The organism is Mycobacterium sp. (assembly GCF_965277065.1).
Lineage (GTDB): Bacteria > Actinomycetota > Actinomycetes > Mycobacteriales > Mycobacteriaceae > Mycobacterium.
On the sequence record NZ_CBDIBT010000019.1, the window covers coordinates 1,282,733 to 1,308,006 of the forward strand.

Here is a 25,274-nt window from a genome sequence, read left to right on the forward strand (position 1 = left end):
GGCCGTCGGACGAATTATTAATTAGATAGACAACCGTGGCACCATGGTGACGTGACCACCCACCAGCTGCCATGGCAGAACGCGGGGCACCAGCCGCGGCAGCGCACGTTTGCGCAGTCATCGAAGCTGCAGGACGTGCTCTACGAGATCCGCGGGCCGGTACACGATCATGCCGCCCGGCTGGAATCCGAGGGTCACCGCATCCTCAAGCTGAACATCGGCAACCCCGCGCCGTTCGGCTTCGATGCGCCCGACGTGATCATGCGCGACATGATCCAAGCGCTGCCCTACGCGCAGGGCTACTCCGACTCCAAGGGCATCCTGCCGGCGCGGCGCGCGGTGGTCACCCGCTACGAACTCGTCGACGGCTTTCCACGTTTCGACGTCGACGACGTGTATCTCGGCAACGGTGTCTCGGAACTGATCACGCTGACTCTGCAGGCCCTGCTGGACAACGGCGATCAGATTCTGATTCCGGCGCCCGACTACCCGTTGTGGACGGCATCGACGTCGCTGGCGGGCGGCACTCCGGTGCATTACCTGTGCGACGAAACCCAGGGCTGGCAACCGGATATCGCCGACATCGAATCCAAGATCACCGAGCGCACCAAGGCCTTGGTGGTGATCAACCCGAACAACCCGACCGGCGCTGTCTACAGCCGCGAAGTCCTCACCCAGATCGCCGATGTGGCACGCAAGCATCAGCTGTTGCTGCTCGCCGACGAGATCTACGACAAGATCCTCTACGACGACGCCCAACACATCAGCCTGGCTTCGGTCGCGCCGGACCTGTTGTGCCTGACGTTCAACGGGTTATCGAAGGCCTACCGGGTGGCCGGTTATCGGGCCGGCTGGCTGGCTATCACCGGCCCCAAGGACCACGCCAGCAGCTTCATCGAGGGCATTCATCTGCTGGCCAATATGCGGCTGTGCCCAAATGTTCCTGCCCAGCACGCCATTCAGGTCGCACTGGGCGGTCATCAGAGCATCGACGACCTGGTTCTGCCCGGCGGGCGCCTGCTCGAGCAGCGCGACGTCGCCTGGTCGAAGCTCAACGAGATCCCGGGGGTCTCCTGCGTCAAACCCGCCGGGGCGCTCTACGCGTTTCCACGGCTGGACCCCGAGGTGTACGAGATCGTCGACGACGAGCAGCTCGTGCTGGACCTGCTGCTGCAGGAGAAGATCCTCGTCACCCAGGGCACCGGATTCAACTGGCCTGCACCGGATCACTTGCGAATCGTCACACTGCCCTGGTCGCGCGATCTTGCCCGCGCGATCGAGCGGCTGGGCAACTTCCTGGCCAGCTACCGCCAGTAGCGCTGGGCGCCCCGCGAGCCGACCGGTCCAGATGCAGATCCGGCCAGGAAAGTTTGAACTTTCTATGAATTTGGCCGTAGACCGCGCACCATAATGAAGGTTAGGCGCACTATGGGTTACATCTCTGCCAATGCTTCCGCCTTATTGGTCTGCCACACCGTAGTGGCTGCACGAGTTGTTCTGCGGTGCACCGGACCTGATCACGGGGGGGTGCGGCGTGTCGACTGATGGTTGATGCCCGGCGAACCTCAGCGCACCCCGCGTAATAACACCAGTCCCGCACCAGTGGATCTGTATAGATCAGCTTTTACCGAAAGGAGAGTTGCGATGTTGTTTGTTGCACAGCAGGCACAGTCGCCCGCAGCAACGGCCGACCGCAACCGATCGTGTACCTCGACGCCGTCGAAGTTGGACATCTGACCATGGATTTTGGCGCTCTACCACCTGAGATCAACTCTGGCAGAATGTATTCCGGCCCGGGGTCGGCACCCTTGCGGACGGCATCGGCGGCCTGGAATCTACTCGCCGCCGAGCTCGATTCGGCAGCCAACCAGTACCAGGCCACCATCAACGTCCTGGCCGACGACGACTGGCGCGGCCCGACGTCCGCAACCATGGCCGCCGCCGTCGCGCCGTACATCACGTGGATGTCCACGACCGGCGCGCAGGCCGAGCACGCCGCGGCCCAGGCGTCGGCCGCCGCGACCGCCTACGAGACCGCGTTCGCGTTGACGGTCCCCCCGCCGCAGATCGCGGCCAATCGGGCGCAGCTGGCGATGCTGGTCGCGACCAACGTCATCGGCCAGAACACCCCGGCGATCGCCGCCAACGAGGCGCTGTACGGCGAGATGTGGGCGCAGGACGCCGGGGCAATGTACGGCTACGCCGGGAGTTCGGCCACAGCCGCGGCCGTCAAGGCGTTTACGCCGCCGCCGGAGACGTCGAATCCCGCCGCCCAGGCGATGCAGGGTTCGGCGGTCACGCAGGCCAATACGGCCAGCACCGGTTCAGGCGTGCAGTCGACACTGCAGCAGACCGTCTCCAGCGTTCCGTCGGCGTTGAAGCAACTCACCTCGCCGCTGTCCGCGGCGGCAAGCCCGCAAGGTGCGTTCGGCGATTTCCTCGACTTCCTGGATGGCGCGGACGGGAACTCCTTCGGAATGTTCCTGAACTCCTCCTTGGTGAACGGTGTGGTGTCGGGCTCGTACGTCAGCCCCGCGCTCGTCACACCCGCGATCACCAGCGGTTTGGCCGACATCAACTCGTTGCAACCAAGCGTCGAGTCAACGCCTGGAGGCGCCGGCGTGACCGGCTTGATCACGCCACAGCCGCCGGCGCCGTTGCCCGCCGCGGCACCGAACGTGGGCGTCTCGGTGAACACGTCGGGCAGCGCACTGGTCGGCAAGTTGTCGGTCCCGCCGTCATGGACGGCAGCGGCCCAGGTCGCCAACCACAGCGGTGTGACGTACGCGGGCGGCGGCTGGACCAACGCGGTGGGCCCCACTGGCGGCGGCACCAACGCTGTCCCGGCCGGCATGCCGGGGATGCCCGGCGCGTCCGGCGCCAAGTCCGGCGGGTTCGGTCACGGGCCCCGCTACGGAAACCGCTTGACGGTCATGGGACGTCCGCTGTCCGGTGGCTGAGCGTCAGCGACGTTCGAGCAACTGCAGCAAGTAGGCGCCGTAACCGGATTTCAGCAACGACGTCGCGCGCTGGGCCAGCTGGTCGTCGTCGATGAAGCCCATCCGCCACGCGACTTCTTCAGGCACGCTGACCTTCAACCCCTGCCGACGTTCCAGCGTGCGAACGTAATCGCCGGCATCGGCCAACGAGTCGAAGGTGCCCGTATCGAGCCAGGCCGTGCCACGGGTCAAGATCTGCACCGCCAGGCGACCCTGGTCGAGGTAGGTCCGGTTGATGTCGGTGATCTCGTATTCGCCTCGCGCGGAAGGCGTTAATCCCCGGGCGATCTCGACGACGTCGTTGTCGTAGAAATACAGGCCGGGCACCGCGTAGTTCGATTTCGGCGTGGCCGGCTTCTCTTCGATCGAGAGCGCAATGCCGTCGTCGCCGAATTCGACAACTCCGTACGCCGACGGGTTAGCCACCCAGTAGGCGAAAATCGCTCCGCCGCTGAGATTTTGAAAGCGACGCAGATTGCTGCCCAAGCCGGGGCCGTAAAAGATGTTGTCGCCCAAGGCCAAAGCCACCGAGTCAGAACCGATGTGGTCGGCGCCGATGACGAATGCCTGGGCCAGCCCTTCGGGTTGGTCTTGCACGGCGTAGCTGATGTTGATGCCGAATGCGCTGCCGTCACCGAGCACCCGCCCGAAAGCGGGCGCGTCGGAAGCAGTGGTGATGATCTGGATGTCGCGGATGCCAGCCAGGATCAGCGTGGACAGCGGGTAGTAGATCATCGGTTTGTCGTAGACCGGCAGCAGCTGTTTGCTCACACCCAAGGTGATCGGATACAGCCGCGTACCCGCGCCGCCGGCCAGGATGATCCCCCGCATCGCCTACCCCACCAGGTCGGCGTCGGTCAGTTCGGTCGCGGCCAGCGCCGCGGCGAGGTTTTCATGACGGAACGCTGAGGTGACGTGGTCGTGCACGACACGAAAGGCCGATGCGGCATCAGAGCCGGATTCGCCTGGGCCGCTGATCTTTTGTTCGACGACCACCACCCCGTCGTGGAAGAAAAGTCGGCCGACTTCGATTGATCGCGGGTTGGCGGTCACCCAGTCCCGCAACGCGGCGTGGCCCTGGGCAGCGCCGTGCGCGTCGCCGACCTCGATGTCCTCGCTGGACAAACTCAGCAAGGTGTCGACGTCAGCCGTGTTCAGCGCGTCGTGCCATGCCAGTACGGTGGCGATCTCCGATGTGGTCATGCCATGAAACGTACCGCGTGCGGCCGCAACGGCGTGCGATCGCGGTGCGCTTTTGGGTCAGGAGCTCGAGCGGGCGGTCAAGCCACCCGCCGTCCCAAGCAGTGAACCCGCCAACCGGCTTGCTGCCAGCGCTGCACGTCCAGGCAGTTGCGGCCGTCGACCACCACCCGGGAGCGCACCCGGTCGGCGAGCAGACCGGGGTCGAGGTCGACGAACTCCGGCCACTCGGTGAGCACCAGGACCGCGTCGGCTCGATCGCACGCTTCCTCCACCGAGACTGCGTAATTCAGGGTCGGGAAGAGGCGCTGTGCGTTCTCCAGTGCCTTGGGGTCGTAGACGTTGACGCCGGCCCCGTTGAGTTGGAGCTGCCCCGCGACGTTGAGCGCCGGCGAGTCGCGGACATCGTCGGACTCGGGCTTGAATGCCGCGCCGAGCACCGCGATGTTCGCGCCCAACAGCGAACCGCCGCACGCCTTCGTGGCGAGTTCGACCATTTTGGTGCGGCGCCGCATGTTGATGTTGTCGACTTCGCGCAGGAAGGTGAGCGCCTGATCGGCCCCCAACTCGCCGGCGCGGGCCATGAATGCGCGGATGTCCTTCGGCAGGCAGCCACCACCAAAACCCAGACCCGCGTTCAGGAATCGGCGTCCGATTCGCGGATCGTGACCGAGCGCGTCGGCCAGCAGGGTGACGTCCGCACCGGCTGCCTCGCACACCTCGGAGATAGCGTTGATGAACGAGATCTTGGTGGCAAGGAAGGCGTTTGCGGACACCTTCACTAGCTCGGCGGTCTGCAAATCCGTCACCAAGAAGGGGACGCCGGCGTCCAGCATCGGCGCGTACATCTCGCGGATCGCGACCTCGGTACGCGTCGAATCATCCTGCACGCCAAGGACGATGCGATCCGGCTTCAGCGTGTCCTGGATCGCGAATCCCTCCCGGAGGAATTCGGGGTTCCACGCGATTTCCACGTCCACACCGGGACGTGCGGCGTCGCGGGCCCGTCCGACCAACTCGGCAGCGGTCCCGACCGGGACGGTGGACTTTCCGACGATCACCGCCGGCCGCGTCAGACGCGGTGCGAGCGTGTCGATTACGGCATGGACATGGCTCAGATCTGCGCCATATTCGCCGCGCTTCTGCGGAGTGCCGACTCCGAGAAAGTGCACATCGGCGAATTCGGCCGCCAGGTCGTAGTCGGTGGTGAATTGCAGTCGACCGGCAGCGATGTTGTCGCGCAACATCTTTCGCAGACCCGGCTCGTAGAACGGAACGTCACCGGCGGCGAGCTTGGCGACTTTTCCGGGATCGATGTCGACACCGACGACTTCATGCCCCATTTCGGCCATTCCGGCCGCGTGGGTCGCACCTAGATAACCAGTACCAAATACGGTGCACCTCATACACCCGTGTGTATGTTGCTGCAATGAGCTAACGGCATCGCTTTCCTGATCGGCGGGCAAACGCCAGATGACGGTTACCCATCGAAGATCAAAAGCCCAGGCCAGATGGGCCGAGTTAGTGGCCGAAGCCGCCGTGACCCCCGCCACCAAAGCCGCCGTGGCCTCCGCCGCCGAAGCCGCCACCACCGCTGCCGCCGTGGCCGCCACCACCGGGGTAACCACCACCACCGCCGGGATAGCCACCACCGCCACCCGGGTAGCCTCCGCCACCACCGCCGGGGTAACCACCACCACCGCCGGGATAGCCACCGCCACCGCCATACCTGGGCCCGCCGAAGATCGGCGGAACACCCGGAATCGGGATGGGTATCGGAACCACGGCGGGAGGCGGCGCAGGAGCCGGCGCGACCGGAGCGGGAGCGACGGGCGGCGGCGCGACCGGCTCAGGAACCGGGGCTGGCGCGACAGGAACGGGTTGCGGAGCGGGCGCCGCAGGCGCGGGCGCCTGTGCTGCAGGTTCGGGAGCGGGAGCTTCCGGTGCGGGCGCGGGTGCCTCAGGCGCCGGGGCGGGCGCCGCAGGTGCGGGAGCCGGCACGGACGCCGGTGCCGGGGCCGCGGGCGCAGCGGGCGCGGGCTTGGCGTTGTGACCGGGGTCGGGCCTGGTCGCAGCGGTCGGTCGCATGCTGACAGCCAGCGCCACGAGCAGCGCCGCCGCCCCGACGACGAAGAGTGCGGCGACGGCACTGGCCACCAGGAACAGCGGCCTGCGACCACCATCGGACGGAATTTCGGCGACGCCGGTATAGGTACCGGTCTGCAGGTCGGCCTCTTCGCCGGCGAGCGCGGTATACGCGTCGCCGTCTTCGTCCCCAACGGCGCTGTAGGCCAAGGCCTGCTCGCCGGTCGCGGGGTTGGTTGCGACATCGAAGTAGCCGGGTGCGACGGCGAGGGGGTTGATGAAGCCGGTGCCGGGATCCTGGGCGTACGCCAGCGCTTCGGTCGACGACGTGAACAACGGCGCGTTGGCCGATGCCAGCGCGGCTCCGCGGGCCAGCGCGGTCTCAGGCTCCTCGGGAGCGCTGACGATCAGCCCGGTCGCTGCTTCCAGCTGCGGCTTGAGCGCGGCGATGTCGACGCCGCCGGAGCCGACCAGGAAGAGACCGTCGGGCCGGTTGCCCAACGATTCGGCGCCGGATGCCAGCGCGGCGAGCTCGGCCAACGAATCGCGGCCACGAGTCAGCGGCTGGCGGTGCACCTCGGTGATCGAACCGTCGGAGGTGTTGACGACGGCCAGGGTCGCGGTGTCGGGCTCGACGAACAGCAATCCGGTCTGCGCGTAGCCGACGGAGCTGCCGACGACCTGGGCCAGCGCCGCGGCGGCCAGGAACGACGACACCAGCATTACGTTCTCGACCTTGCGGGCGGCGAGCGCGTCACGAAGCGCAGCGGCTTCGATGGGGTCGGTCCAGGTCACGCCGATGGACCGCACGTCGTAGCCGCTGTCGGAGGCGCCTTCGCGGGTGCCGAGGATGGCCGACACGACTTGGTCGGCGGCATTGATCGTCGGCGCGTCCCCGGATGCGTTGACGTTGAAGCCGTCCTCGTCGACGGTCACGCCATCGGCGTTTTCACCCTCGACGAGAACCATGCGGACCGCCGTGGGTGCCATCGACACGCCTAGTACGGTGTCCACTTTTCCTCCAAAGCTGCTTGCTCGCTGACCGGGTCGGTTATTGACGTGAGCCGAGCAGGTTGATTACCAGTGTTGCTGTTATGACGATACCGACGGCCCGGCCCGGCGGCTATGTCCTGACCGGCGAAATCCCTGGCGGTACTAGCGACCGTGGCCGCCGTGGCCCCAGCCACCGCCGCCGTGACCACCGCCGCCACCGCCGTGGCCCCAACCAGGACCACCGCCGTGGCCCCATTCGGGGCCGCCACCGCCCCACGGGCCGCGGTCAGGTTCATGAGGACCGCCCCACGCCGGTGGCGGCGGAGCAAGCCCCGGAATGCCGGGAAGGATCGGCCCTAGCGGAATCGGTATGGGCACGATTGCGGGAGGCGGCGCCGGCGCGGGCGCGAACAGCGGCGGCGGAGCGGGCGCGAACACCGGCGGCGGCGCCGGAGCCGGGACGGCCGCGTGAATCGGTGCGGGATTCGCCGCCGGGGCAGGCACGGGTGCGGCTTGTGGAACAGGTGCCGGTGGTGCTGCCGGGGCCGGGATCCGGACTGGCGCTATCACGTTGTGGCTCAGGCTGGGACGCGTGTAGGCCGACGGCCGGATGCTGAAAGCCAGCGAAATCACCAGCCCCATCACGCCGGCGACGAAAATGATCAGCACGCCCATCGCGACGAAAAACGGCTTGCGAGTTTCGGGTTCGTGTTCCAACCGGCCGAAGTCGGGATACATGCCGGTGGTGAAGTCTTGGTGCTCGTCGACGCCGGCGTAGGCGTCGGGGCCGAGTTGGGTGTACACGGCCGCTGAATCGTCGGCGACGGCACTGTAGGCCAGCGCGTCGGCGCCCGCGTCGGCGCTGGGAACCGCCGCTTCGGCGACGGCCAGGTAGCCGGGTGTGTCCACATGCTGGCTCACCGAGCCAGTACCCGGGTCCAGCGCGTAGGCGAGCGCGGCGGTCGAGGAGGCGAAGAGCGGTGCGTTGGCAGAGGCCAACGCCGCACCACGGGCCAGCGCGGTCTCGGGATGCTCAGGCACGCTCACTGGCAATGAGGTGGCGTCCTCCAGAGCGGGCTTGATCAGCGGAATATCGACGCCCGAGCCGACCACCAGCAGGCCTTCCGGCTGCTGGTCGTGTCCCGCGGCGGCGGACACCAGGGTGACCAGCGTGGCTACCGCTTGGTCGTCGTCGTCGGGCAGTTGCTCGCGTTGCACATCGATGATCGAGCCGTCCGCGGTGTTCACCACTGCCAACGTCGCGGCATCCGGCTCGACGTAGAGCAGTGCGTTGTGGGTGTAGCCGGTGGCGCTGCCCATCGACTGCGCCAGCGCGGCCGCAGCCAGGAACGACGACACCAGCATCACGTTCTCGACCTTGCGGGCGGCCAGGACGTCGCGCAGTTCGGCCGCCGCCCGCTGGTCGGTCCAGGTCACACCGGTCGACAGCAGTTCGTAGCCGGCCTCGTTGGCACCTTCGCGGGTCCCGAGAATCGCCGCGACCACCTGATTCGGCGCACTGAAGGTTGCCGGGTCGTCGTTCTCGGCGACCGCGAAGTTGTCCTCGTCGACGGTCACCCCGTCGGCATTTTCTCCCTCAACCAGCACGACACGGACCGCTGTGGGCGCCATCGACACACCGAGTACGGTGTCCATCAATCCTCCCGCCACTTTGCTAGTTGTCCGCGGGCCATCTGCAATTACGCACCATTCAGGGCCGCCAACACAGAAGTTAGCCCCACTCTGAAGCGCAGCGTGACTAACGCGGACCTAGCTGTGTCTACGAAGATGTGACCAGGAAAGCAACGGTCGAAACATGCCCCCCGGCCGACCCTTCGCAGCTCATTTTACCTTCTCACGCTTACGGCCGTCAGGCTAGTGGTGTCCGCCGCCACCGTGGCCGCCGCCTCCGAAGCCGCCACTATGCCCGCCGCCGCCGAAACCGCCGCCACCGAATCCACCGGAGCTGTGTCCGCCGCCGCCGAAACCGCCCGGGCCCCCAAAGCCGCCCGGTCCGCCACCAAATCCACCCGGCCCGCCGCCGAAGAGACCCGGGCCTCCACCGAATCCACCTGGCCCACCACCGAAGCCACCCCGTCCACCGCCGAATCCGCCGGGGTTACCACCGCCGAAGCCATCCCGTCCTCCGCCGAATCCGCCGGGGTTACCACCGCCGAAGCCACCCCGTCCTCCGCCGAATCCGCCGGGGTTCCCACCTGGTCCACCACCGAACCCACCCGGATTGCCACCTGGTCCACCACCGAACCCGCCGGGCCCCTGCTGGAGAGCGGGCGGTGAGATGCCCGGGATACCCGGGATTCCTGGAATGCCCAGTCCCGGCAACCCGGGAAATATCGGCGCCAGCGGGGCGGGCGGGTGTACCGGCTCTGGCATCTGCACGGGCGGCTCCGGAACCCTGATCGGCGGTTGCGGATCAGGGAGGTGCACCGGGGGCAGATTCGGCCCGCGCACCGGACCCACACGCACCGGAGTCGGTGCGCGCACCGGAATCGGTACCGGGAGCGGAACCACCACCGGCGCAGGCGCGATGACCGGGGCAGCCGGCGGCGCCACGGGAATCGGGAGCGCCGCGGGAACCGGCGGGGCTGGAATCGGCGGGGCGGCCGGCCGGAGAGCCGGAATCGGCACGTTGGCGGGTGGGTGCACCACCGCCGGAGCGTTGATGCGGTTGGCTTCCGGTACGTCGACGCTCGCCGGGGCCGGAGCAGGTGCCGGCGACTGGATGATGAGGTTCTGCAGCGGGCGGGGAAGCAATGCAACACTGGGTCGAATCCCAAGCGCCAGAGCAACTTCCAGCGACAACGCGGCGGCAACAAAGACAACCGCGAGAATGCTCCCAACCAGCACCAAAGGCCGGCGCTCGGGCCCGCTGTCAAAGTGCTCTCCGCTCGACACTTCCTGGGCAATGGCGGTGTGGGCAGCGGCGTCCTCGTCCGGGACGGCGCTGTAGGCGAGATCGTCTTCGCCCAACGTCGTACCAAGCGGAGCATCCGGCACCGCAAGGTATCCCGGGGACACGGCGAAGGGATCTATCGCGCCGGTGCCGGGATCGAGCGCGTACGCCAATGCTGCCGTCGACGACGCAAAGAGCGGAGCGCTTGCGGACGCCAGGGCGGCGCCCCACGCCAGCGCGGTCTCGGGCTCTTCGGCCGCGGTGACCGGAATTGTTGTGACCGCCTCTAATTGAGGCTTGATCGCGGCGACGTCCACGCCGGAGCCGACGATGAACACGCTCTGCGGGCGCGTCTCCAACTCCTCCAAACCGGCCACCATGTCAGCCAATTCGGCGACGCTGTGACCGCCGGACATCAGCTCCTTGTGGACGTCGTTGATGGAGCCGTCAGCGGAATCGATGACGGCCAGCGTCGCGGTGCCGGGCTCGAGGAAGAGCAGGGCGGTGTACGGGTCGCCGACGGTGCAGCCGACGGTCTGCGCCAACGCGGCCGCGGCCATGAATGACGACACCAACATGACGTTTTCGACTTTGTGAGTGGCGAGGGCGTCCCGCAGGGCGGCCGCGTCGACCGGATCGGTCCACGTGACCCCGGTCGAAGTCAGCGCATGACCAGCCTCGGTGGCGCCCTCGCGGGTGCCCAGGATCGCTGACATCACCTGATCGGCGGCACTGAGGGTGGCTGCGTCGTCGTTTGCGGCGAACGAGAACTGTGTGTCCTCGACGGTGACGCCATCGGCGTTTTCGCCCGCTACCAGCAGCATTCGAACCGATGTGGGTGCCATCGACACCCCGAGCACGATGTCCATCGCGCCTCCAAAAATCAGTCGTAGCGCGCCACGGTTTCAGGCGGAGGGATCACCGCGTCCGGCGCTACCTCTGAATCGTCGCGGTGGAACCTGTGCTGGACTGCAGGCGAGCTTAAGTGGACCTTATGAAATTTAAATACGACCGCGATGGCGTGGGTCCACGTTGGCCCTGGTATTTCGACCCGACGCTCGCGCTGCCATACGGCTGCTCAGCCGGACTGGTCAGCCGCAGGATGCACAGCTGCCCGATTTTCATACCCGGCCACAGCGTGATCGGCAGGTTGGCGACGTTTGAGAGCTCGAGAGTGATGTGGCCGCTGAACCCGGGATCGATGAACCCGGCGGTGGAATGCGTCAGCAGCCCCAGGCGTCCGAGCGACGACTTACCTTCCAGGCGCCCCGCCAAATCCTCCGGCAACGTGCACGTCTCCAGCGTCGAGCCGAGCACGAACTCGCCGGGATGCAGGACGAACGGCTCCCCGTCGGCCGGCTCCACCAACGAGGTCAGCTCGTCCTGTTGCTGCGCCGGGTCGATGTGGGTGTAGCGGGTGTTGTTGAAAACCCGGAACAAACTGTCCAGACGGACGTCGACGCTGGACGGCTGGACCAGAGCGTCGTCGAACGGGTCGATTCCCAGCCGGCCGGCAGCGATTTCGGCTCTGAGATCGCGATCGGAAAGAAGCACGCGACGAGCGTAGCGGCCTGCGATGCTGATGAACGGCGTGACTCCGACTGGTAGCCTTCCCAGGCAACGTCGCCGATGTAGTTCAATGGCAGAACATCAGCTTCCCAAGCTGAATACGCGGGTTCGATTCCCGTCATCGGCTCCACATCTGAGCAGCGCAGTGCATGCGCCTGGCTACGGCACAAGCGGACCGCTCCCTGATCGCGGGATCACGCAACGCCGACCGTCGCACGCGATCGAGACAGGCGTAGACGCGGGGCGGAGCGGCTACCGGATGGATAGCTCATGACGACGACAGCCCCGCGGCAGAATCGCCAAAGAGCGCGAGCGCCCCGCAGTTCCGCTAGAGGGAATGGAGGGACGTAATCGTAAGTATTAAGCGGGTTTTTGGCTTAACGCCCACCACCGGCGCCGCCGCCACGGCCGCCACCGGCACCGCCTCCGCGTCCACCACCGGCTCCGCCGCCGAGGATTCGTCCGCCACCGGCTCCGCCGCCGTCAATGATGAATCTGCTGATCTGAGTCATGCACACAGACTATCGCCGAATCCTTGCTGGCAGCAATAAGATTCAAAGTAAACACCAGCCCCGAAAGTGTTGAACGCAGGCCGTAGTCCCGTTGAACAACGGGTGTTCGCGCAACGGTTCAGAACCTGTCTATGCCGTGATCACACCGCCGATCGTCACAAGCAGCGCCGACGGGGTGCACATGTCTTAGAGTTCGGCAGTGACTCAGATTCAAGAGCACGCCGACGCCGAACAACCATCGCCGTGGGCGCCGTTGCACAATCCCATATATCGCAACCTGTTCATCGCCTCGTTCGTCTCCAACATCGGGACGTGGATGCAAAGTGTTGCGGCCCAATGGTTTTTGGTGGAGAAGCACAGCAGCGATGTCATCGTCGCGCTGGTGCAGACGGCGAGCCTCGGGCCGACGCTGATTTTCGCGTTGTTCGCCGGCGTGCTGGCCGATCTGTTCGACCGGCGCCGGTTGCTGATCGTTCTGCAGACGTATGCCGTGCTGGTCGCGCTGGCACTGGCAGTGATGACCTACCTCGATCGCGTCAGCCCCACCGCGCTGTTGCTGTTCACCGTGGCCGTCGGCTGCGCTTCCGCGCTGGCAGCCCCGGCCTGGCAGGCGATTCAGCCCGAGGTGGTCCCGCGCGAGCAGATACCGGCCGTCTCGACCTTGGGCAGCGTCTCGGGCAATGCCTCCCGCGCGATCGGGCCGGCGATCGGCGGCGTGATCCTGGCATTGGCCGGTCCCGCAGCGGTGTTCGCGATCAACGCGATCTCGTTCGCGGGAATCATCGTTGCCCTGCTGCTCTGGCAACGACCCAAGCAAATCGCGCCGCTGGAACGAGAACACTTCGGCCAGGCCATCCTCTCCGGACTGCTGTTCGTCGCCAACGCTCCGATCTTTCGCAGGATCCTCCTGCACGCAGCGCTTTTCCTTTTTCCCGCCTCGGCCCTTTTAGCGCTGCTGCCGGTGGTGGCCGCCCGCAGATGGCACCTGGGCGCCAGTGGCTATGGCGTGGCGGTGGCGGCTGTGGGTGTGGGTGCGGTACTCGCAGTGGCGGTCACCGGGCTGATCCGCCACAAGCTGTCCGACAACCTGCAGTTGGCGGTGGCTGCCGCCGTCTACGGCGTGGTCATGCTGGCAGTCGCACGGCTTCCGTTCGCCGCGGCGTTGCCTTTCCTGGTGATCTCGGGCATGGCCTGGCTGGTCACCTTGACCTCATTGAACGCGGCGGCTCAGCTGTCGTTGCCGCGCTGGGTCCGGGCCCGCGGATTGTCGATATATCTGTTGGTCGCCACCGGAGCACAGGCGATCGGCTCGTATGCCTGGGGTGCCCTCGCCACGCGGGCGGGTCTCGAAGTCGCGCTGATCGGGTCGGCGGTCGCGCTGGGTGTTGTGGTCCTCAGCGTTGCCGTGCTGCCCTTGCAGCCGTCGACGGGCAAACTGGACCTCGAGGTTTCCACGGCGTGGCCGACACCCACGCTCATGTTCGAGCCATGCCCTCAGGACGGTCCGGTGCTGGTCGCCGTCCGCTACCGGGTGTCGGCCGAGAACCGTGACAAGTTCGTCCAGTCGATGGGCAATATCAGGCGATCACGGCTACGGACGGGTGGCCACAGCTGGCGGCTGTATCACAGTGTCGGAGAACCCGACACCTACCTCGAGCGCTTCACGGTCGCGTCCTGGAGCGAATTCGAGCGCCAACGCACCGAGCGCTGGCTGGACTACGACAGTGAGGGCGTCACCAAGGCGATCGGCTATACCGTCGACAACGCGCGACGGCACGAGTACTACCTGGCCAAGCGGGTGCCCCGATGAGTGCGGCTGCAGCCGCCCCCGCCGGGACAGGTGTTTCGACCGGCCGCAGACCGGGAAGGCGGGCGCCATGTCGCTGCGCGTCGCTATAACCGGGCCAACCGGTGAGATCGGAATTTCGACAATCGAGGCGCTGGAACGGCATCCCGAGGTGGAGCACATCGTCGGCATGGCGCGGCGACCCTTCGACCCGGCCGAGCGGGGCTGGTCGAAGACGGAGTACCGGCAGGGCGACATCCTTGATCGTGAAGCGATCGACGCCCTGGTCGCCGATGTCGACGTCGTCGTGCACCTCGCCTTCATCATCATGGGCTCGCGCGAAGAAAGCGCGCGGGTGAATCTGGCCGGAACGCGCAACGTCTTTGCAGCGACCGTGGCCGCGCAACGGCCGCGGCGACTCGTCTACACCTCGTCCGTTGCCGCATACGGCTATCACGCCGACAATCCGACTCCGCTCACCGAGGACGTCCCGCCACAGGGCTCGCCGGAGCACTACTACTCCGAACAGAAGGCGGCCTGCGAGGCGACGCTGCGCGAAATCACGTCGGGCACATCGCTGGAGGTCTTCGTGCTCCGGCCGTGCATCGTCGCGGGCCCGAAGGCACCCATGCTGGCCGATGTCATGCCATGGAATCAGCTTCCCGACGCTGTCCGCCGGTTGACCCGATCGCTGCCGCTGCCGAAGCCGTTGTTCCCAGACCCGGGCACCCCTCTGCAGCTCGTTCATCACGACGACGTCGCGAGCGCCATCGCGTTGGCCGTCACCACCACCTCAGCCCCGGCAGGCGCCTACAACATCGCGGGCGACGGCCTGCTGTCGATGTCGGACATCGCCGACGCTTTCGGCGCAAGGCCGATTAGAGTTCCACGCGCCGCGGCGGTGGCGACGTCGGAAGTGATTTCGCGGCTGCCATTTGTGCCGTCGGCGTTGGAGTGGCTACACGCGGGCCGAACCTCCGTGGTGATGGACATCAGCAAGGCCAAGCAGCAGCTGGGGTGGAAACCGAAATACTCTGCAGCGGAGACGCTTTCCGCGCTGGCCGACACGGTCGACTAGGTACGGCCCACGTTTCCGGCGAGCCGGCCTGAGTGCCGTCTTTTACCGCCGGCTGCGCTCACCACGGAATGAGGCTCAGCGCAATCGGTTTCGAGCCACGGCTATCACCCGACTGGTAGCTTGATCGGTTATGGGTGTGTTGGACGGACGCGTTGCGCTGATCACCGGTGGAGCACGCGGCCAGGGGCGCGCGCATGCGCTCGCCCTGGCAGCCGAGGGTGCCGACATCGTCGTCGCCGACGCCCCGAATCCGATGGCGGACCTGACCTATCCGCTCGGCACCGAGGACGACCTACGCGAGACGGCAAAACTGGTCGACGAGCTCGGACGGCGCTGCGTCCCGCTGACCCTCGACGTGCGCGACGGCGCCGCCGTGAACGCCGCCGTCGAACAGACCGTCGCCGACCTGGGGAGCCTCGACATCGTGGTGGCCAACGCCGGGATCGTGAGCACCGGACCCTTGGACGAGGTCAGCGACGGCGTCTGGCAGCAGCTGATCGACACCAACTTGACCGGCGCGTTCCACACCTTGCGCGCGGCGCTGCCGGTGATGCGGCGACAGCGCTTCGGCCGGATCGTCGTCACGTCGTCCATGGGTGGCCGGATGGGCATCCCGGATCTGGCCGCCTACAACGCCACCAAGTGGGGCGTCATCGGCCTGGCCAAGTCCGCCGCATTGGAGGTCGCCAAAGAGGGCGTGACGATCAACGTCGTCTGTCCGACCACCACCCAGACGCCGATGGTGCAACCCACCGGTGGCGAAGACATCCCGGACGATCTCGTGCGCCGGATGATGAAGGCGAACCCGATCCCTCAGCCATGGCTGCAGCCCGAAGACGTCAGCCGCGGAGTGCTGTACCTGGTCACCGACCCCGGGGTGATCACCGGCAGCGTCCTTGAAATCGGGCTCGGCGGCAGCGCCCGCATCCACTGATACAAGGAGCTGTCCTGTGTGCGATCGGTTCATTGTGCCGACGGCTGTGCTACGCAGGCTCGCCGAAGACGAATCGATTCCAGAAGAGTCGCGGGAGGCGCTCCGCGACAGTGTTGCCGTCGAGGGCACCTGGCGAGACCTGCGCGACGCGCATACCACCGCGACCCAGGCCAGCCTGTTGGCCGCAGAGATCACCGGACTGGCCTTTGCCGGTGCGCTCGCGGCCGTACCGTCGGTAACGGTCTATGACTGCAAGAACACCCGGTCGCTACCCGGCTCGCCGGTCGCGCATCCTGGCGAGAGCACAGACGCCACGGCGCAGCGCGCGTTCGACACCACCCGCGCCGTCGTCGACTATTACCGAGAGTGCTTCGGACGCAACTCGGTTGACGACGCCGGCATGACGCTGATGTCGTCGATCCACTACGGCGTGCGCTATGACAACGCGTTCTGGAACGGCGCCCAGATGACCTACGGGGACGGCGACGGCCGGGTGTTCACCGACTTCACCAACTCAGATGACGTCATCGGCCACGAATTGACCCATGGTGTTACACAATTCACCGCGGGTCTCAATTACGCCGATGAGCCCGGAGCTCTCAACGAGAGTGTCTCGGACGCATTCGGTGCGATGTTCCACCAGTGGCGAAACCAGCAGGCCGTCGCCGACGCCGACTGGCTGATCGGCTCGGGCGTCCTCGGCCCGGCCGCAATTGCGAAGGGCTACAACTGTCTTCGCAACATGGCCGATCCCGGCTCCCAGCAGTGCCTGTCGCCGCAGCCGTCGCATTACTCGGACTACGTTGCCGGCGGCGACCCGCACGAGAACAGCGGGATCCCCAACCACGCCTTCTATCTGTCGGCCACCAACGTCGGCGGGCGGTCATGGGAGAAGACCGGCAAGGTCTGGTACGCGGCGTTGACGAGCCCGAAAGCCAATCCCGCGATGAACTTCGGCGAGTTCGCCGCCCTCACCCGCTCGGCCGCGAAATCGCTGTTCTCCCATGACCGCGACGTCTATCGTGGAATCGACGCCGCATGGACACGGGTCGGTATCCCGCAGCCCGACATCTCTGTCTGAGCCGAGAACGATCGAGGCAAGCAATGCAGTACATCATCGAGCGACGCGGCGGCTTGGCCGGACTCAAGGCCAGCTGCACCCTCGATGGGGATGCGCTCGATCCCGACGATCGCGAGGCACTCGAGCAGCTCCTCGACGGCGAAGAACCCCTGAGCGCGGATTCCGGCGCCGACCGCTACACCTATCTCGTCACTCGCAAGAGCTCGTCAGGCACGACATCGCGGGAAATTCCCGAAAGCGTGATGCCCCGCACGCTGGCAAGCGTTGTCACACCGGATATTTGAGCATCACGTGCTGATCGCGTTAGGCGGCGGCCTTCTCCAGGATGTGCACGCCGCACGCCGACCCGAGCCCGATCACGTGAGCCAGTCCAACCTTGGCGTTCTCGATCTGGCGGTCGCCCGCCTCCCCGCGCAGGTGATGGCAGATCTCCCAGATGTTCGCGATGCCGGTGGCCGCGATGGGATGGCCCTTGGACTGCAGCCCACCCGAGACGTTCACCGGGGTCGAGCCGTCCCGCCACGTCGCACCCGAGTTGAAAAAGTCAGCGGCGCCGCCCTTTTCGCATAACATCAGGTTGTCGTAGTGCACCAACTCGGCGGTGGCGAAGCAATCGTGCAGCTCGACCAGGTCGAGCTCGCCGGGACCGATACCGGCCTGCTCGTAGGCGGTGGCGGCGGCGTTGCGGGTCAGCGTGTTGACGTTCGGCAGCACCTGACAGCCATCCTCGAACGGGTCGGTGGTCAGGATCGACGCCGAGACCTTGACCGCCCGCTGGCGCTGCTGCAGCGCCAGCGACTTCAGCGTCTCGCCGTTACACACCACCGCGGCGGCCGCGCCGTCGCAGTTGGCCGAACACATCGGCCGGGTGTTCGGGTAGGCGATCATGACGTCGTTCATGATCTGCTCCAGGGTGAACTTCTTCTGGTAGGCAGCCAGCGGATTCAACGTCGAGTGGGCGTGATTCTTCTCGCTGATCTTGGCGAACAACTCGAAGCTTGTACCGCCGTACTTATGGCCGTATTCGGTGCCGATCTGAGCGAAGACGCCGGGCATGGACTCGGTGCCGATCCGCCCGTCCACCGGGGCGACTGCGCCGTAGCGGCCCTTGCGCTCCCAGACATCGGCATCGGCCTTCTTCGTTCCGGCACCGCCGAGCAGCCCGGCGCCGGACAGCTTCTCCACCCCCACGGCCAGGCCGTACTTCACCTCGCCGGCCTTGACGGCCATGATCGCCGTCCGAAGCGCGGTGGCGCCGGTGGCGCAGGCATTGGCCACGTTGTAGACCGGGATACCGGTCTGACCGATCTGCTTCTGGAGTTGCTGGCCGATTCCGGCGTTGGCCGCCATCAGGTTCCCGGCAGCGATGACGCCGATGTCGGCCATGGTGACGCCGGCGTCGGCGAGCGCGCCGGTCGCGGCTTCGGCGGCGAGGTCGACCGTGTCCTTGTCGGCGTGCTTGCCGAATTTGGTCATCACGATGCCGAGGATCCAGATGTCGTCGCTGGCACTCATGGGGCTACTCCTTGGATAGAGGCGGGTCGTCAGGTCGCGGGTTCGAAGCCGAAGCCGATCGCCTCGGTGCCCGCTGAGTCGGTGCCGATCGCGAATGTCGCCAGCCGCACTTTCATGCCGTCGTGGATGTGTTCGGGATCGGGTTCGACGTTGACCACATTGGTGCGCACCTGAGTGCCGTCGCAGTCGACGACGGAGGCGACGAATGGGGTGGGAATGCCGGGTGCGGCAAAAGTGACGATGGTGAATGCGCGGACGGTGCCCTCAGTGGGCACCGCAACCCTGGTGAATTCGGACGCGAAACAACTCGCGCAGGCGTTGCGCCGATCGAAAAATCGGGCTCCGCAGTTTGTGCATTCCTGCGCGACGAGGTGTGGGTCGCCGTCGTCGAGCACCAGGTAGTCGACCAAGGGAATCTGACCCGTCATGACACCTCCGTCGTCGGTACCATTGACCGTAGCGACTTCGACTCAGCCCAGACGCCGAATATCAAGATCGGATGCAGCAAAAACGAGACTTCCCCGCCGCCTTGGGATGTGCTCCGGTACAGGTTGAAGCCAGCCGCGAATCGCTGTGGAGTGTTCCGGGTGCAACGTTGTTTCCCACCCTCGACGTTTTGGGTAAACAACTGCATGAATTTCCGCGCTGCCAACGTTTACTGCTGGCAGCCGAAATCGCCCTCGCCGACAAGAAGAATTCGGCGACCGACCCCGAACTGACACCATGACCTACTCTCTGACAGTCACCGCCACGGCACCGTCGGCCTCCGTCCGGATCGCCGGTGATCTGGACTATGAGACGACCGACAACCTTGTCGAGGTCGCATCGCAACTGCTCGACCAGTCGGACACGTTGCGCGATCTTCATCTCGACTTCAGCGAGTTGGCGTTCGTGGATTCAGCAGCCCTGTCCGGGCTGCTGATGCTGCACCGCCGCACATCCCAGGCAGGTGTGGCGCTCCATCTCGACCATCGCCCACAGTTCCTCGACCGCGTCCTTCAGGTGACCGGACTGTTCGATCACTTCGATCTGACCCGCACCGCAGCAGAGACCGGTGACCCAAGTCTGTTGCGCCAGGCCAGTTCGGGCGAATCAGGCGCTCGCTGAGCCCTGCGCCAGCGGGTCTCGCGGGCCGTGGCCTAAACGTGACCAAGGCTTTACCGAATCGCACACGCGCGCTTACAGTTCCAACATTCCGGACGTGCCTACTATCGCTATCGCAAGCTCATCTAGTGAAGGAACGGGTGCATGCGCGCGCTCTTCAAATCTGCTCTGGTGGCGGCTGGTACCGCCGCGTCCGTGGTTGCCGGACCTTCGGGCGTAAGCCTGGCCGCGTCGGACCAGTCGTTTCGATTTCTGGTGGCATCGGTAGGGCCTACGGCAGACCAGGTCGTGGGTGTCGCGCACCCTGTCGTCATCAACTTCCGCTCGCCCGTCGTCAACCGGAAAGCCGCCGAGCGTACCGTCCACGTCACCTCCTCGCCGGCGATGACTGGCACGTTCGAGTGGATCAAAAGTAATGTTGCACAATGGGTTCCGGACCGATTCTGGCCGGCGCACAGCACGATTGCATTGTCCGTAGGCGGTGCGTCGGCAGAGATCAAAACGGGGCCCGCCGTGCTCGGTGTGGCCGACATCTCCGACCACACATTCACCGTCAGTGTCGACGGGGTGCCGAGCACACCCGCACAACAGCTGCCGGCGCCGCACCACCAACCGCACTTGGGCGAACCAGGCGTGATGCCGGCCTCGATGGGTCGGCCGCACTTCCCGACGCCGGCCGGCGTCTACACCGTGCTGTCGAAAGAGCGCACCGTGATTATGGATTCGAGCAGCGTCGGTGTCCCGATCACCGACCCGGAGGGCTACAAGACCCCGGTGCAGTACGCCACCCGCTTCACCAGCCGCGGGCTCTTCGTGCACGCGGCTCCGTGGGCCGTCCAGTCCCTGGGTCGCGAAAATGTCAGCCACGGCTGCATCAGCTTGAGCCCCGCCGACGCCGAGTGGTATTTCAACACGGTCAACATCGGCGACCCGATCATCGTCAAGGAGTAAGGCGTACAGCGTATTTCATAAGTAGACCATTGAAAGAGCCTCCCGCCTCTAGACCGGGGCTTTTTCGACGGTCTTTATTCAGGAGGTCCCGGCGGCAGCGGCTGACCGGCCACCGGCCCGCTCGTCGGCGCCGAACCCGTCGGAGCACCTTTGCCGCCCGCGACACCGGCCATGTCCACAATCGGCGCGCCCGGCAGGCCGCCCAGCGCGATCAGCGGGGCACCAGCCGGAACCGCAACGGGGAGAGGGGCGCCCGCGCCGGCCGGGAACGGGAGTCCGCCCGGAATCGGAGCGCCGGCCGGGATGGGAGCACCGACGGGTAGCGGGGCTGCCGCACCCGCCATGTCAGCGACGGGGGCACCTGCGGGTGCACACGCTGCACCGGCAGCTCCTGCACCGCCAGCTCCTGCACCGGCGGCTCCTACGCCTCCCGCTGCCGGCGCGGCGACTTCGCCTGCCGATCCGTACATGCACGCCGCGCCGCCCGTCTTCAGCGGAGCCGCTATTGCGCCCGGGCTCAGCGCGATCGCGGCACCGCATAGTCCAACGCCAGCAACAACTTTGATGCTGAAACGATCGAAGGTTGTCATCGACGTCCACTCTCTTTCACGCCCCGGGCAGATCAACACGGTGCAGCCGCACCGGGCCGCGCTTCTTACGGCCAACTCATTTTTAATGGACCGGTGTTCAACACGCACTACGCCGCACCCGACTGTTTCCAAATAGAGACGTTTCGTCCGGTTTACTGGACCGTGAAACTCACACTTGGGGAAGAGCTTGTGAACGAAGAGCGCCTAGTGATCATACTGACCAGGCGAAACCTGCACCAAGACTTGATGTTTGATTTGAAACATCACAATTCGGCATCGAAGGCCTTGCGGGCCAAGACTTTACCGCTGTGGTCAGCGGATGTAGACCTCTTTGCCGGTGGGGTATCCCCCGCCGTGCGTGGTGATGTGCACGTGGTCGTAGTGCCCGTAGCCGTGGCCGGACGGACCGCTCGGCGTGTAATACATACCGCGCCAGATGCAATCCTGCAGTGAGAACTTGTCCGCGTTCTTCAGCGCGAACGCGACGATCTCGTTGCCCAGCGCGATCCCGGCCGAGCTGGACGGGTTGGGGATCATCACATCGAGCGCGAGGCCCCGAGGGTGCCAGGGAAGAGAATCCGGGCGGACGCCGCCGATGTTCTTGATCTCCGGGAAGATGGCGCTGATGGTGCGGGCCACCAAGATCGTCTTGACCTGCAGGCCATGTTCTGGAGCGATGTCCGCGATCAGCACCTGTGGGGCGTTCTTGGCGGCGACGTGCCAGCGCGACGCTCGCGACGCGGCGGACTCCTCAGCGGGAGCGCCGTTCGGCTGCACAGCGGAGGCGGACCACGACGATGCGGTCGGAGTCGCGGCGGTCATCTGCAGGTGACAACACGCCGCGGCGGCCTCAGCTACCGAATCGGCCTTGCCACGGTGACCCTCGGCATGGGCGCTGCCGCCGAGGGCAAATGTGACCGCGACGGGCGCGATCACCGCAGCCATCACTAGCGGCGACTTTCGTCTGTCGCTGGCTAATTCGTGACGCCCCACGGCAGCAGCTTACGAACAAATCGCGAATAAGTCACGATCAGGTAACGACGCCGCAGGAAACGTTGGCGCTACGCAGCAGGTCAGGCCCCGTCGCCGTCCATCATCCAATTGCTTGGCGCGGGTGCGAATCGCAGGGCTGACGCCGCGGGCAGCGGCCGCCGGCGGTCGACCGATATCGCATCCAGCATCAACGCGACATAGCGCCGCCAGCCGTCGTCGCCGGTGTCCATCGTCCACAGCACGCTGTGCAGCATCGCGATCATGCGTGGTAGATCAGCCGGCACCAGATCGGCCCGGACGACACCGGCCAGCCGGCCGCGACGGGCGAGCTCGTTGAGCGCCTCATTCAGCGAGGCCGAGATGTCAGAAGTCAGCGACCCGGCCCTGCGGGCCGCGGCCAGCAGGTTGTGTTCGCGCGCGCCCAGCGAGATCGCCGCTTCGATCAGCTGGGCCAGGCCCTCCAGCGGATCGGCGGCGCCGCGGACAGCCTCGATCGTCGGCGTGAGGTCTTCGGCGATGCACTGATCCAGGGCCGCCCGGATCAGCGCGCCCTTGGTCGGAAACCTGCGGTAGAGCGTGCGCTCGCCGACGCCGGCACGCTGAGCAATGGTTTCGATGGCCGCCTCGGGCCCGAGTTCGCCGTAGACATCCCGGGCCGCTCGCAGGATGCGCTCGGCGTTGCGCGCGGCATCGGCGCGCAACGGCCGGTCCGACACCGCGGTCATCGCCCCAGCGTAACTGACTGTTGACTGCCATTTAGGCGACCTCTACGCTCTGCAATTGACAGCCCACTGACACTTAACGGGAAACGCCGGTGACTTCAACGACTTCCGATCTGCCCGTGATTCCGGCGCAGCGCTCCGCGCGGTGCCCCCTCGCTCCACCGCCCGAATTCGCGGGCTGGAGGGACGAGCCCGGCCTTCGGCGAGCGATGTGGAACGGCCACCAGGTGTGGTCGGTGAGCCGCCACCAGGACATCAGGGCCGCGTTGGTCGATCCACGGCTGTCGGCGCAAACCCTGCCGGAGCTGTTCGGGGAGTCGGGCGAGATACCGGCAGTTTTCGCGCGCATCGACGATCCCGAGCATCACCGGTTGCGGCGCATGATGACCAGCCAATTCACCTTCCGGCGTACCGAGGCAATGCGGCCTCAGATTCAGGAAATGGTCGACAAATACCTGGACGCGATGATCGACAAAGGCCCGCCGGCCGACATCGTGCGCGACTTCGGCCTTCCGGTGCCGTCGCTGGTGATCGCGCTGCTGCTGGGCGTGCCACCCGAAGATCTCGAACTCTTTCAGCACAACTCCACCGCCGGACTGGACGTGAATTCCACCGAAGAGGAGCAGGCGAAGGGCTTCATCGAGATGTACAACTACATCCAGGAGTTGGTGCCGCGAAAGGAACGTGACCCCGGCGACGACTTGATCAGCCGGCTGATCACCGACTACGTCGCAACCGGCCAACTCGAATACGACACCGTCGCGGCCAACGGCGTGATCATGATGCTGGCCGGCCACGAGACCACGGCCAACATGATCTCGTTGGGAACGGTTGCGCTGCTCGATCATCCGGACATGTTCGAACGACTTGGGCAGACCGACGATGCTGCCGTCATCGCCAACGCCGTCGAGGAGCTCTTGCGTTACCTCTCGATCGTGCACGCCCAGGTGGACCGGATCGCCACCGAAGACCTCGTTCTGGGCGGCCAGCAGATTCGGGCCGGGGACAGATTGCTGATGAATCTGCCAGCCGGAAACTGGGACAGCGAGTTCGTCGATAGCCCAGAGACTTTGGACATCGCCCGAAACGCCCGCGGGCATGTCGCTTTCGGCCACGGAACCCACCAGTGCATCGGTGCCAACCTGGCCCGAGTTGAGATGCAGGTGGCGTTCTCGACGCTGGCGCGCCGGCTTCCCGGGCTCCGGCTGGCGGTGCCGTCGGATGAGTTGAAGTTCAAGGACGCCGACATCTACGGCATGAAAGAACTGCCGGTCACCTGGTGAGCGAGGACGTGCGGTTCGACGACCAGGTTGCCGTGATCACCGGCGCCGGCGGCGGTCTGGGTAAGCAATATGCGTTGCTGTTGGCCGCCCGCGGCGCCCGCGTCGTGGTCAACGACATCGGCGGCTCGGTGACCGGATCGGGTTCGGACGCCGACGCCGCCACTGCGGTCGCGGACGCGATCCGCGCTCACGGCGGCGAAGCGGTCGCCGACACCAACAGCGTGGCCACACCCGAAGGCGGTCAGGCTATTGTCGCTTCCGCCCTGGACGCGTGGGGCCGGGTCGACATCGTGATCAACAACGCCGGCATCGTCCGCGACGCACCGTTCGAGGACATGACCGCCGAGAAGCTCGATCCGTTGGTGGACGTGCATCTGAAGGGCGCGTTCCACGTCACCAAGCCCGCCTGGATCCGGATGCGCGAGCAGGGGTACGGACGAATCCTGAACACCTGCTCGGCCGCCGGATTGCTGGGCGCCGAACGGATGAGTAACTACGGCTCGGCGAAGACCGGGTTGGTCGGGTTGACCCGGGTGCTGGCAGCCGAGGGTGCCAATCACGACATCAAAGTCAACGCGATCGCGCCGATCGCCTACACCCGGATGCTGGCGCATTCGGTCGACAGCGCCGGCCGGCCAGACGACCCGTCAGCTCAGGCGATTCTGGATGACCTTGTGGCGCAATACCTTCAGAAGCTGGATCCGGCGCTGGTCGCCCCGGTCGCGGCATTTCTGACGCATCGGGACTGCCCGGTCTCCGGCGAGATCTACACCGTCGGCGCCGGGCACGTCGCCCGGTTCTTCGTCGGCCGGACCAAGGGCTTCTACAGCCCGACCCTGTCTGTCGAGCAAGTCCGCGACCATCTCGACGAGATCCGCGACGAGATCGGTTACACCGTGCCGGGAGGACCCGCCGACGAGATGGCCGCCTTATTCGCGATCATGGCGGACCAGCCCGGTTGACGG

At 66.1% G+C, this 25,274-nt stretch carries 24 protein-coding genes, 1 tRNA gene and 1 pseudogene; 13 read left to right on the plus strand and 13 right to left on the minus strand.

The annotated features are described in order from the left end of the window. The first annotated feature begins 25 nt into the window (after window positions 1-25). Both ACQY5A_RS23490 and ACQY5A_RS23495 read left to right on the plus strand, forming a co-directional pair. Window positions 26-1,317 (plus strand): annotated as a pseudogene (locus ACQY5A_RS23490) (pyridoxal phosphate-dependent aminotransferase). A gap of 422 nt (window positions 1,318-1,739) precedes the next feature. After that, complete coding sequence (locus tag ACQY5A_RS23495) at window positions 1,740-2,960, plus strand: PPE family protein (protein ID WP_428342662.1); 1,221 nt, start codon at window positions 1,740-1,742, stop codon at window positions 2,958-2,960. Window positions 2,961-2,963: 3 nt separating this feature from the next. Here ACQY5A_RS23495 and rfbA read toward each other — a convergent pair whose 3' ends face one another. The 7 genes from rfbA to dcd all read right to left on the minus strand — a co-directional run bounded on the left by rfbA (window position 2,964) and on the right by dcd (window position 11,745). Next, on the minus strand, window positions 2,964-3,830 hold the full coding sequence (gene rfbA, locus ACQY5A_RS23500; protein ID WP_428342663.1) for a glucose-1-phosphate thymidylyltransferase RfbA: 867 nt from the start codon (window positions 3,828-3,830) through the stop codon (window positions 2,964-2,966). A gap of 3 nt (window positions 3,831-3,833) precedes the next feature. Then, window positions 3,834-4,202: a nuclear transport factor 2 family protein gene (locus ACQY5A_RS23505; protein ID WP_428342664.1), complete on the minus strand. Its 369-nt coding sequence runs from the start codon at window positions 4,200-4,202 to the stop codon at window positions 3,834-3,836. A gap of 77 nt (window positions 4,203-4,279) precedes the next feature. After that, on the minus strand, window positions 4,280-5,605 hold the full coding sequence (locus ACQY5A_RS23510; RefSeq protein WP_428343310.1) for a UDP-glucose dehydrogenase family protein: 1,326 nt from the start codon (window positions 5,603-5,605) through the stop codon (window positions 4,280-4,282). 115 nt (window positions 5,606-5,720) lie between these two features. After that, window positions 5,721-7,298, minus strand: a complete 1,578-nt coding sequence (locus ACQY5A_RS23515) for a DUF7159 family protein (protein WP_428342665.1) — start codon at window positions 7,296-7,298, stop codon at window positions 5,721-5,723. A 141-nt stretch (window positions 7,299-7,439) separates the two neighbouring features. After that, the gene (locus ACQY5A_RS23520) at window positions 7,440-8,933 is read right to left on the minus strand and encodes a DUF7159 family protein (protein ID WP_428342666.1); all 1,494 of its coding nucleotides are present in this window, start codon (window positions 8,931-8,933) and stop codon (window positions 7,440-7,442) included. A 219-nt stretch (window positions 8,934-9,152) separates the two neighbouring features. Continuing rightward, window positions 9,153-11,060, minus strand: a complete 1,908-nt coding sequence (locus tag ACQY5A_RS23525) for a DUF7159 family protein (protein WP_428342667.1) — start codon at window positions 11,058-11,060, stop codon at window positions 9,153-9,155. Window positions 11,061-11,172: 112 nt separating this feature from the next. Beyond that, window positions 11,173-11,745, minus strand: a complete 573-nt coding sequence (gene dcd / locus ACQY5A_RS23530; protein ID WP_428342668.1) for a dCTP deaminase — start codon at window positions 11,743-11,745, stop codon at window positions 11,173-11,175. Window positions 11,746-11,816: 71 nt separating this feature from the next. On the opposite strand from dcd, the gene ACQY5A_RS23535 reads away from it, so the two are divergent. Next, a tRNA-Gly gene (locus ACQY5A_RS23535) sits at window positions 11,817-11,890 on the plus strand. A 247-nt stretch (window positions 11,891-12,137) separates the two neighbouring features. On the opposite strand, the gene ACQY5A_RS23540 is transcribed toward ACQY5A_RS23535, so the two are convergent. After that, the gene (locus ACQY5A_RS23540; RefSeq protein WP_428342669.1) at window positions 12,138-12,272 is read right to left on the minus strand and encodes a hypothetical protein; all 135 of its coding nucleotides are present in this window, start codon (window positions 12,270-12,272) and stop codon (window positions 12,138-12,140) included. Window positions 12,273-12,471: 199 nt separating this feature from the next. On the opposite strand from ACQY5A_RS23540, the gene ACQY5A_RS23545 reads away from it, so the two are divergent. From ACQY5A_RS23545 to ACQY5A_RS23565, 5 genes are all read left to right on the plus strand, one after another. After that, window positions 12,472-14,082: an MFS transporter gene (locus ACQY5A_RS23545; RefSeq protein ID WP_428342670.1), complete on the plus strand. Its 1,611-nt coding sequence runs from the start codon at window positions 12,472-12,474 to the stop codon at window positions 14,080-14,082. Window positions 14,083-14,149: 67 nt separating this feature from the next. Beyond that, the gene (locus ACQY5A_RS23550; RefSeq protein ID WP_428342671.1) at window positions 14,150-15,136 is read left to right on the plus strand and encodes an NAD-dependent epimerase/dehydratase family protein; all 987 of its coding nucleotides are present in this window, start codon (window positions 14,150-14,152) and stop codon (window positions 15,134-15,136) included. 130 nt (window positions 15,137-15,266) lie between these two features. Further along, complete coding sequence (locus ACQY5A_RS23555; protein ID WP_428342672.1) at window positions 15,267-16,070, plus strand: mycofactocin-coupled SDR family oxidoreductase; 804 nt, start codon at window positions 15,267-15,269, stop codon at window positions 16,068-16,070. A 16-nt stretch (window positions 16,071-16,086) separates the two neighbouring features. Beyond that, on the plus strand, window positions 16,087-17,151 hold the full coding sequence (locus tag ACQY5A_RS23560) for a M4 family metallopeptidase (RefSeq protein WP_428342673.1): 1,065 nt from the start codon (window positions 16,087-16,089) through the stop codon (window positions 17,149-17,151). 23 nt (window positions 17,152-17,174) lie between these two features. Next, the gene (locus ACQY5A_RS23565; RefSeq protein WP_428342674.1) at window positions 17,175-17,435 is read left to right on the plus strand and encodes a protealysin inhibitor emfourin; all 261 of its coding nucleotides are present in this window, start codon (window positions 17,175-17,177) and stop codon (window positions 17,433-17,435) included. Between the two features lie 19 nt (window positions 17,436-17,454). Here ACQY5A_RS23565 and ACQY5A_RS23570 read toward each other — a convergent pair whose 3' ends face one another. Beyond that, window positions 17,455-18,666 (minus strand): thiolase family protein, encoded by a 1,212-nt coding sequence (locus tag ACQY5A_RS23570; RefSeq protein ID WP_428342675.1) that lies wholly within the window; start codon window positions 18,664-18,666, stop codon window positions 17,455-17,457. Between the two features lie 29 nt (window positions 18,667-18,695). Next, window positions 18,696-19,094 carry a Zn-ribbon domain-containing OB-fold protein gene (locus tag ACQY5A_RS23575; protein WP_428342676.1) on the minus strand — a complete coding sequence of 133 codons (399 nt, stop codon included), beginning with the start codon at window positions 19,092-19,094 and terminating at the stop codon, window positions 18,696-18,698. Between the two features lie 71 nt (window positions 19,095-19,165). Between ACQY5A_RS23575 and ACQY5A_RS23580 the strand changes: the two genes are divergently transcribed. From ACQY5A_RS23580 to ACQY5A_RS23590, 3 genes are all read left to right on the plus strand, one after another. Next, window positions 19,166-19,393 carry a hypothetical protein gene (locus ACQY5A_RS23580; RefSeq protein ID WP_428342677.1) on the plus strand — a complete coding sequence of 76 codons (228 nt, stop codon included), beginning with the start codon at window positions 19,166-19,168 and terminating at the stop codon, window positions 19,391-19,393. Then, window positions 19,390-19,773 carry an STAS domain-containing protein gene (locus ACQY5A_RS23585; protein WP_428342678.1) on the plus strand — a complete coding sequence of 128 codons (384 nt, stop codon included), beginning with the start codon at window positions 19,390-19,392 and terminating at the stop codon, window positions 19,771-19,773. The genes ACQY5A_RS23580 and ACQY5A_RS23585 overlap by 4 nt, the downstream gene beginning before the upstream one ends. 141 nt (window positions 19,774-19,914) lie before the next feature. After that, window positions 19,915-20,721: a L,D-transpeptidase gene (locus ACQY5A_RS23590; protein WP_428342679.1), complete on the plus strand. Its 807-nt coding sequence runs from the start codon at window positions 19,915-19,917 to the stop codon at window positions 20,719-20,721. Between the two features lie 74 nt (window positions 20,722-20,795). Here the strand turns inward: ACQY5A_RS23590 and ACQY5A_RS23595 are convergent, their stop codons facing one another. The 3 genes from ACQY5A_RS23595 to ACQY5A_RS23605 all read right to left on the minus strand — a co-directional run bounded on the left by ACQY5A_RS23595 (window position 20,796) and on the right by ACQY5A_RS23605 (window position 23,029). After that, a complete protein-coding gene (locus ACQY5A_RS23595) occupies window positions 20,796-21,311 on the minus strand; it encodes a hypothetical protein (RefSeq protein ID WP_428342680.1) in 516 nt (171 codons plus the stop codon). A gap of 312 nt (window positions 21,312-21,623) precedes the next feature. Beyond that, complete coding sequence (locus tag ACQY5A_RS23600) at window positions 21,624-22,304, minus strand: hypothetical protein (protein WP_428342681.1); 681 nt, start codon at window positions 22,302-22,304, stop codon at window positions 21,624-21,626. An 80-nt stretch (window positions 22,305-22,384) separates the two neighbouring features. Then, window positions 22,385-23,029, minus strand: coding sequence for a TetR/AcrR family transcriptional regulator (locus ACQY5A_RS23605; RefSeq protein ID WP_428342682.1), 645 nt, complete (start codon window positions 23,027-23,029; stop codon window positions 22,385-22,387). Between the two features lie 233 nt (window positions 23,030-23,262). Between ACQY5A_RS23605 and ACQY5A_RS23610 the strand changes: the two genes are divergently transcribed. Together ACQY5A_RS23610 and ACQY5A_RS23615 are read left to right on the plus strand one after the other, a co-directional pair. Continuing rightward, window positions 23,263-24,309: a cytochrome P450 gene (locus ACQY5A_RS23610; protein ID WP_428342683.1), complete on the plus strand. Its 1,047-nt coding sequence runs from the start codon at window positions 23,263-23,265 to the stop codon at window positions 24,307-24,309. Beyond that, complete coding sequence (locus tag ACQY5A_RS23615; RefSeq protein WP_428342684.1) at window positions 24,306-25,271, plus strand: SDR family NAD(P)-dependent oxidoreductase; 966 nt, start codon at window positions 24,306-24,308, stop codon at window positions 25,269-25,271. The genes ACQY5A_RS23610 and ACQY5A_RS23615 overlap by 4 nt, the downstream gene beginning before the upstream one ends. Window positions 25,272-25,274: the final 3 nt, after the last annotated feature.

Excerpts from the sequence above, each read along its gene's own strand:
- ACQY5A_RS23605 (WP_428342682.1), bottom strand. The coding sequence starts at position 23,029 with ATGACCGCGGTGTCGGACCGGCCGTTGCGCGCCGATGCCGCGCGCAAC.
- ACQY5A_RS23550 (WP_428342671.1), top strand. The coding sequence starts at position 14,150 with ATGTCGCTGCGCGTCGCTATAACCGGGCCAACCGGTGAGATCGGAATT.
- ACQY5A_RS23595 (WP_428342680.1), bottom strand. The coding sequence starts at position 21,311 with ATGACAACCTTCGATCGTTTCAGCATCAAAGTTGTTGCTGGCGTTGGA.
- ACQY5A_RS23540 (WP_428342669.1), bottom strand. The coding sequence starts at position 12,272 with ATGACTCAGATCAGCAGATTCATCATTGACGGCGGCGGAGCCGGTGGC.
- ACQY5A_RS23575 (WP_428342676.1), bottom strand. The coding sequence starts at position 19,094 with ATGACGGGTCAGATTCCCTTGGTCGACTACCTGGTGCTCGACGACGGC.
- ACQY5A_RS23495 (WP_428342662.1), top strand. The coding sequence starts at position 1,740 with ATGGATTTTGGCGCTCTACCACCTGAGATCAACTCTGGCAGAATGTAT.
- ACQY5A_RS23585 (WP_428342678.1), top strand. The coding sequence starts at position 19,390 with ATGACCTACTCTCTGACAGTCACCGCCACGGCACCGTCGGCCTCCGTC.
- ACQY5A_RS23505 (WP_428342664.1), bottom strand. The coding sequence starts at position 4,202 with ATGACCACATCGGAGATCGCCACCGTACTGGCATGGCACGACGCGCTG.
- ACQY5A_RS23555 (WP_428342672.1), top strand. The coding sequence starts at position 15,267 with ATGGGTGTGTTGGACGGACGCGTTGCGCTGATCACCGGTGGAGCACGC.
- ACQY5A_RS23590 (WP_428342679.1), top strand. The coding sequence starts at position 19,915 with ATGCGCGCGCTCTTCAAATCTGCTCTGGTGGCGGCTGGTACCGCCGCG.
- ACQY5A_RS23570 (WP_428342675.1), bottom strand. The coding sequence starts at position 18,666 with ATGAGTGCCAGCGACGACATCTGGATCCTCGGCATCGTGATGACCAAA.
- ACQY5A_RS23580 (WP_428342677.1), top strand. The coding sequence starts at position 19,166 with ATGCAGCAAAAACGAGACTTCCCCGCCGCCTTGGGATGTGCTCCGGTA.
- rfbA (WP_428342663.1), bottom strand. The coding sequence starts at position 3,830 with ATGCGGGGGATCATCCTGGCCGGCGGCGCGGGTACGCGGCTGTATCCG.
- ACQY5A_RS23510 (WP_428343310.1), bottom strand. The coding sequence starts at position 5,605 with ATGAGGTGCACCGTATTTGGTACTGGTTATCTAGGTGCGACCCACGCG.
- ACQY5A_RS23520 (WP_428342666.1), bottom strand. The coding sequence starts at position 8,933 with ATGGACACCGTACTCGGTGTGTCGATGGCGCCCACAGCGGTCCGTGTC.
- ACQY5A_RS23525 (WP_428342667.1), bottom strand. The coding sequence starts at position 11,060 with ATGGACATCGTGCTCGGGGTGTCGATGGCACCCACATCGGTTCGAATG.
- ACQY5A_RS23565 (WP_428342674.1), top strand. The coding sequence starts at position 17,175 with ATGCAGTACATCATCGAGCGACGCGGCGGCTTGGCCGGACTCAAGGCC.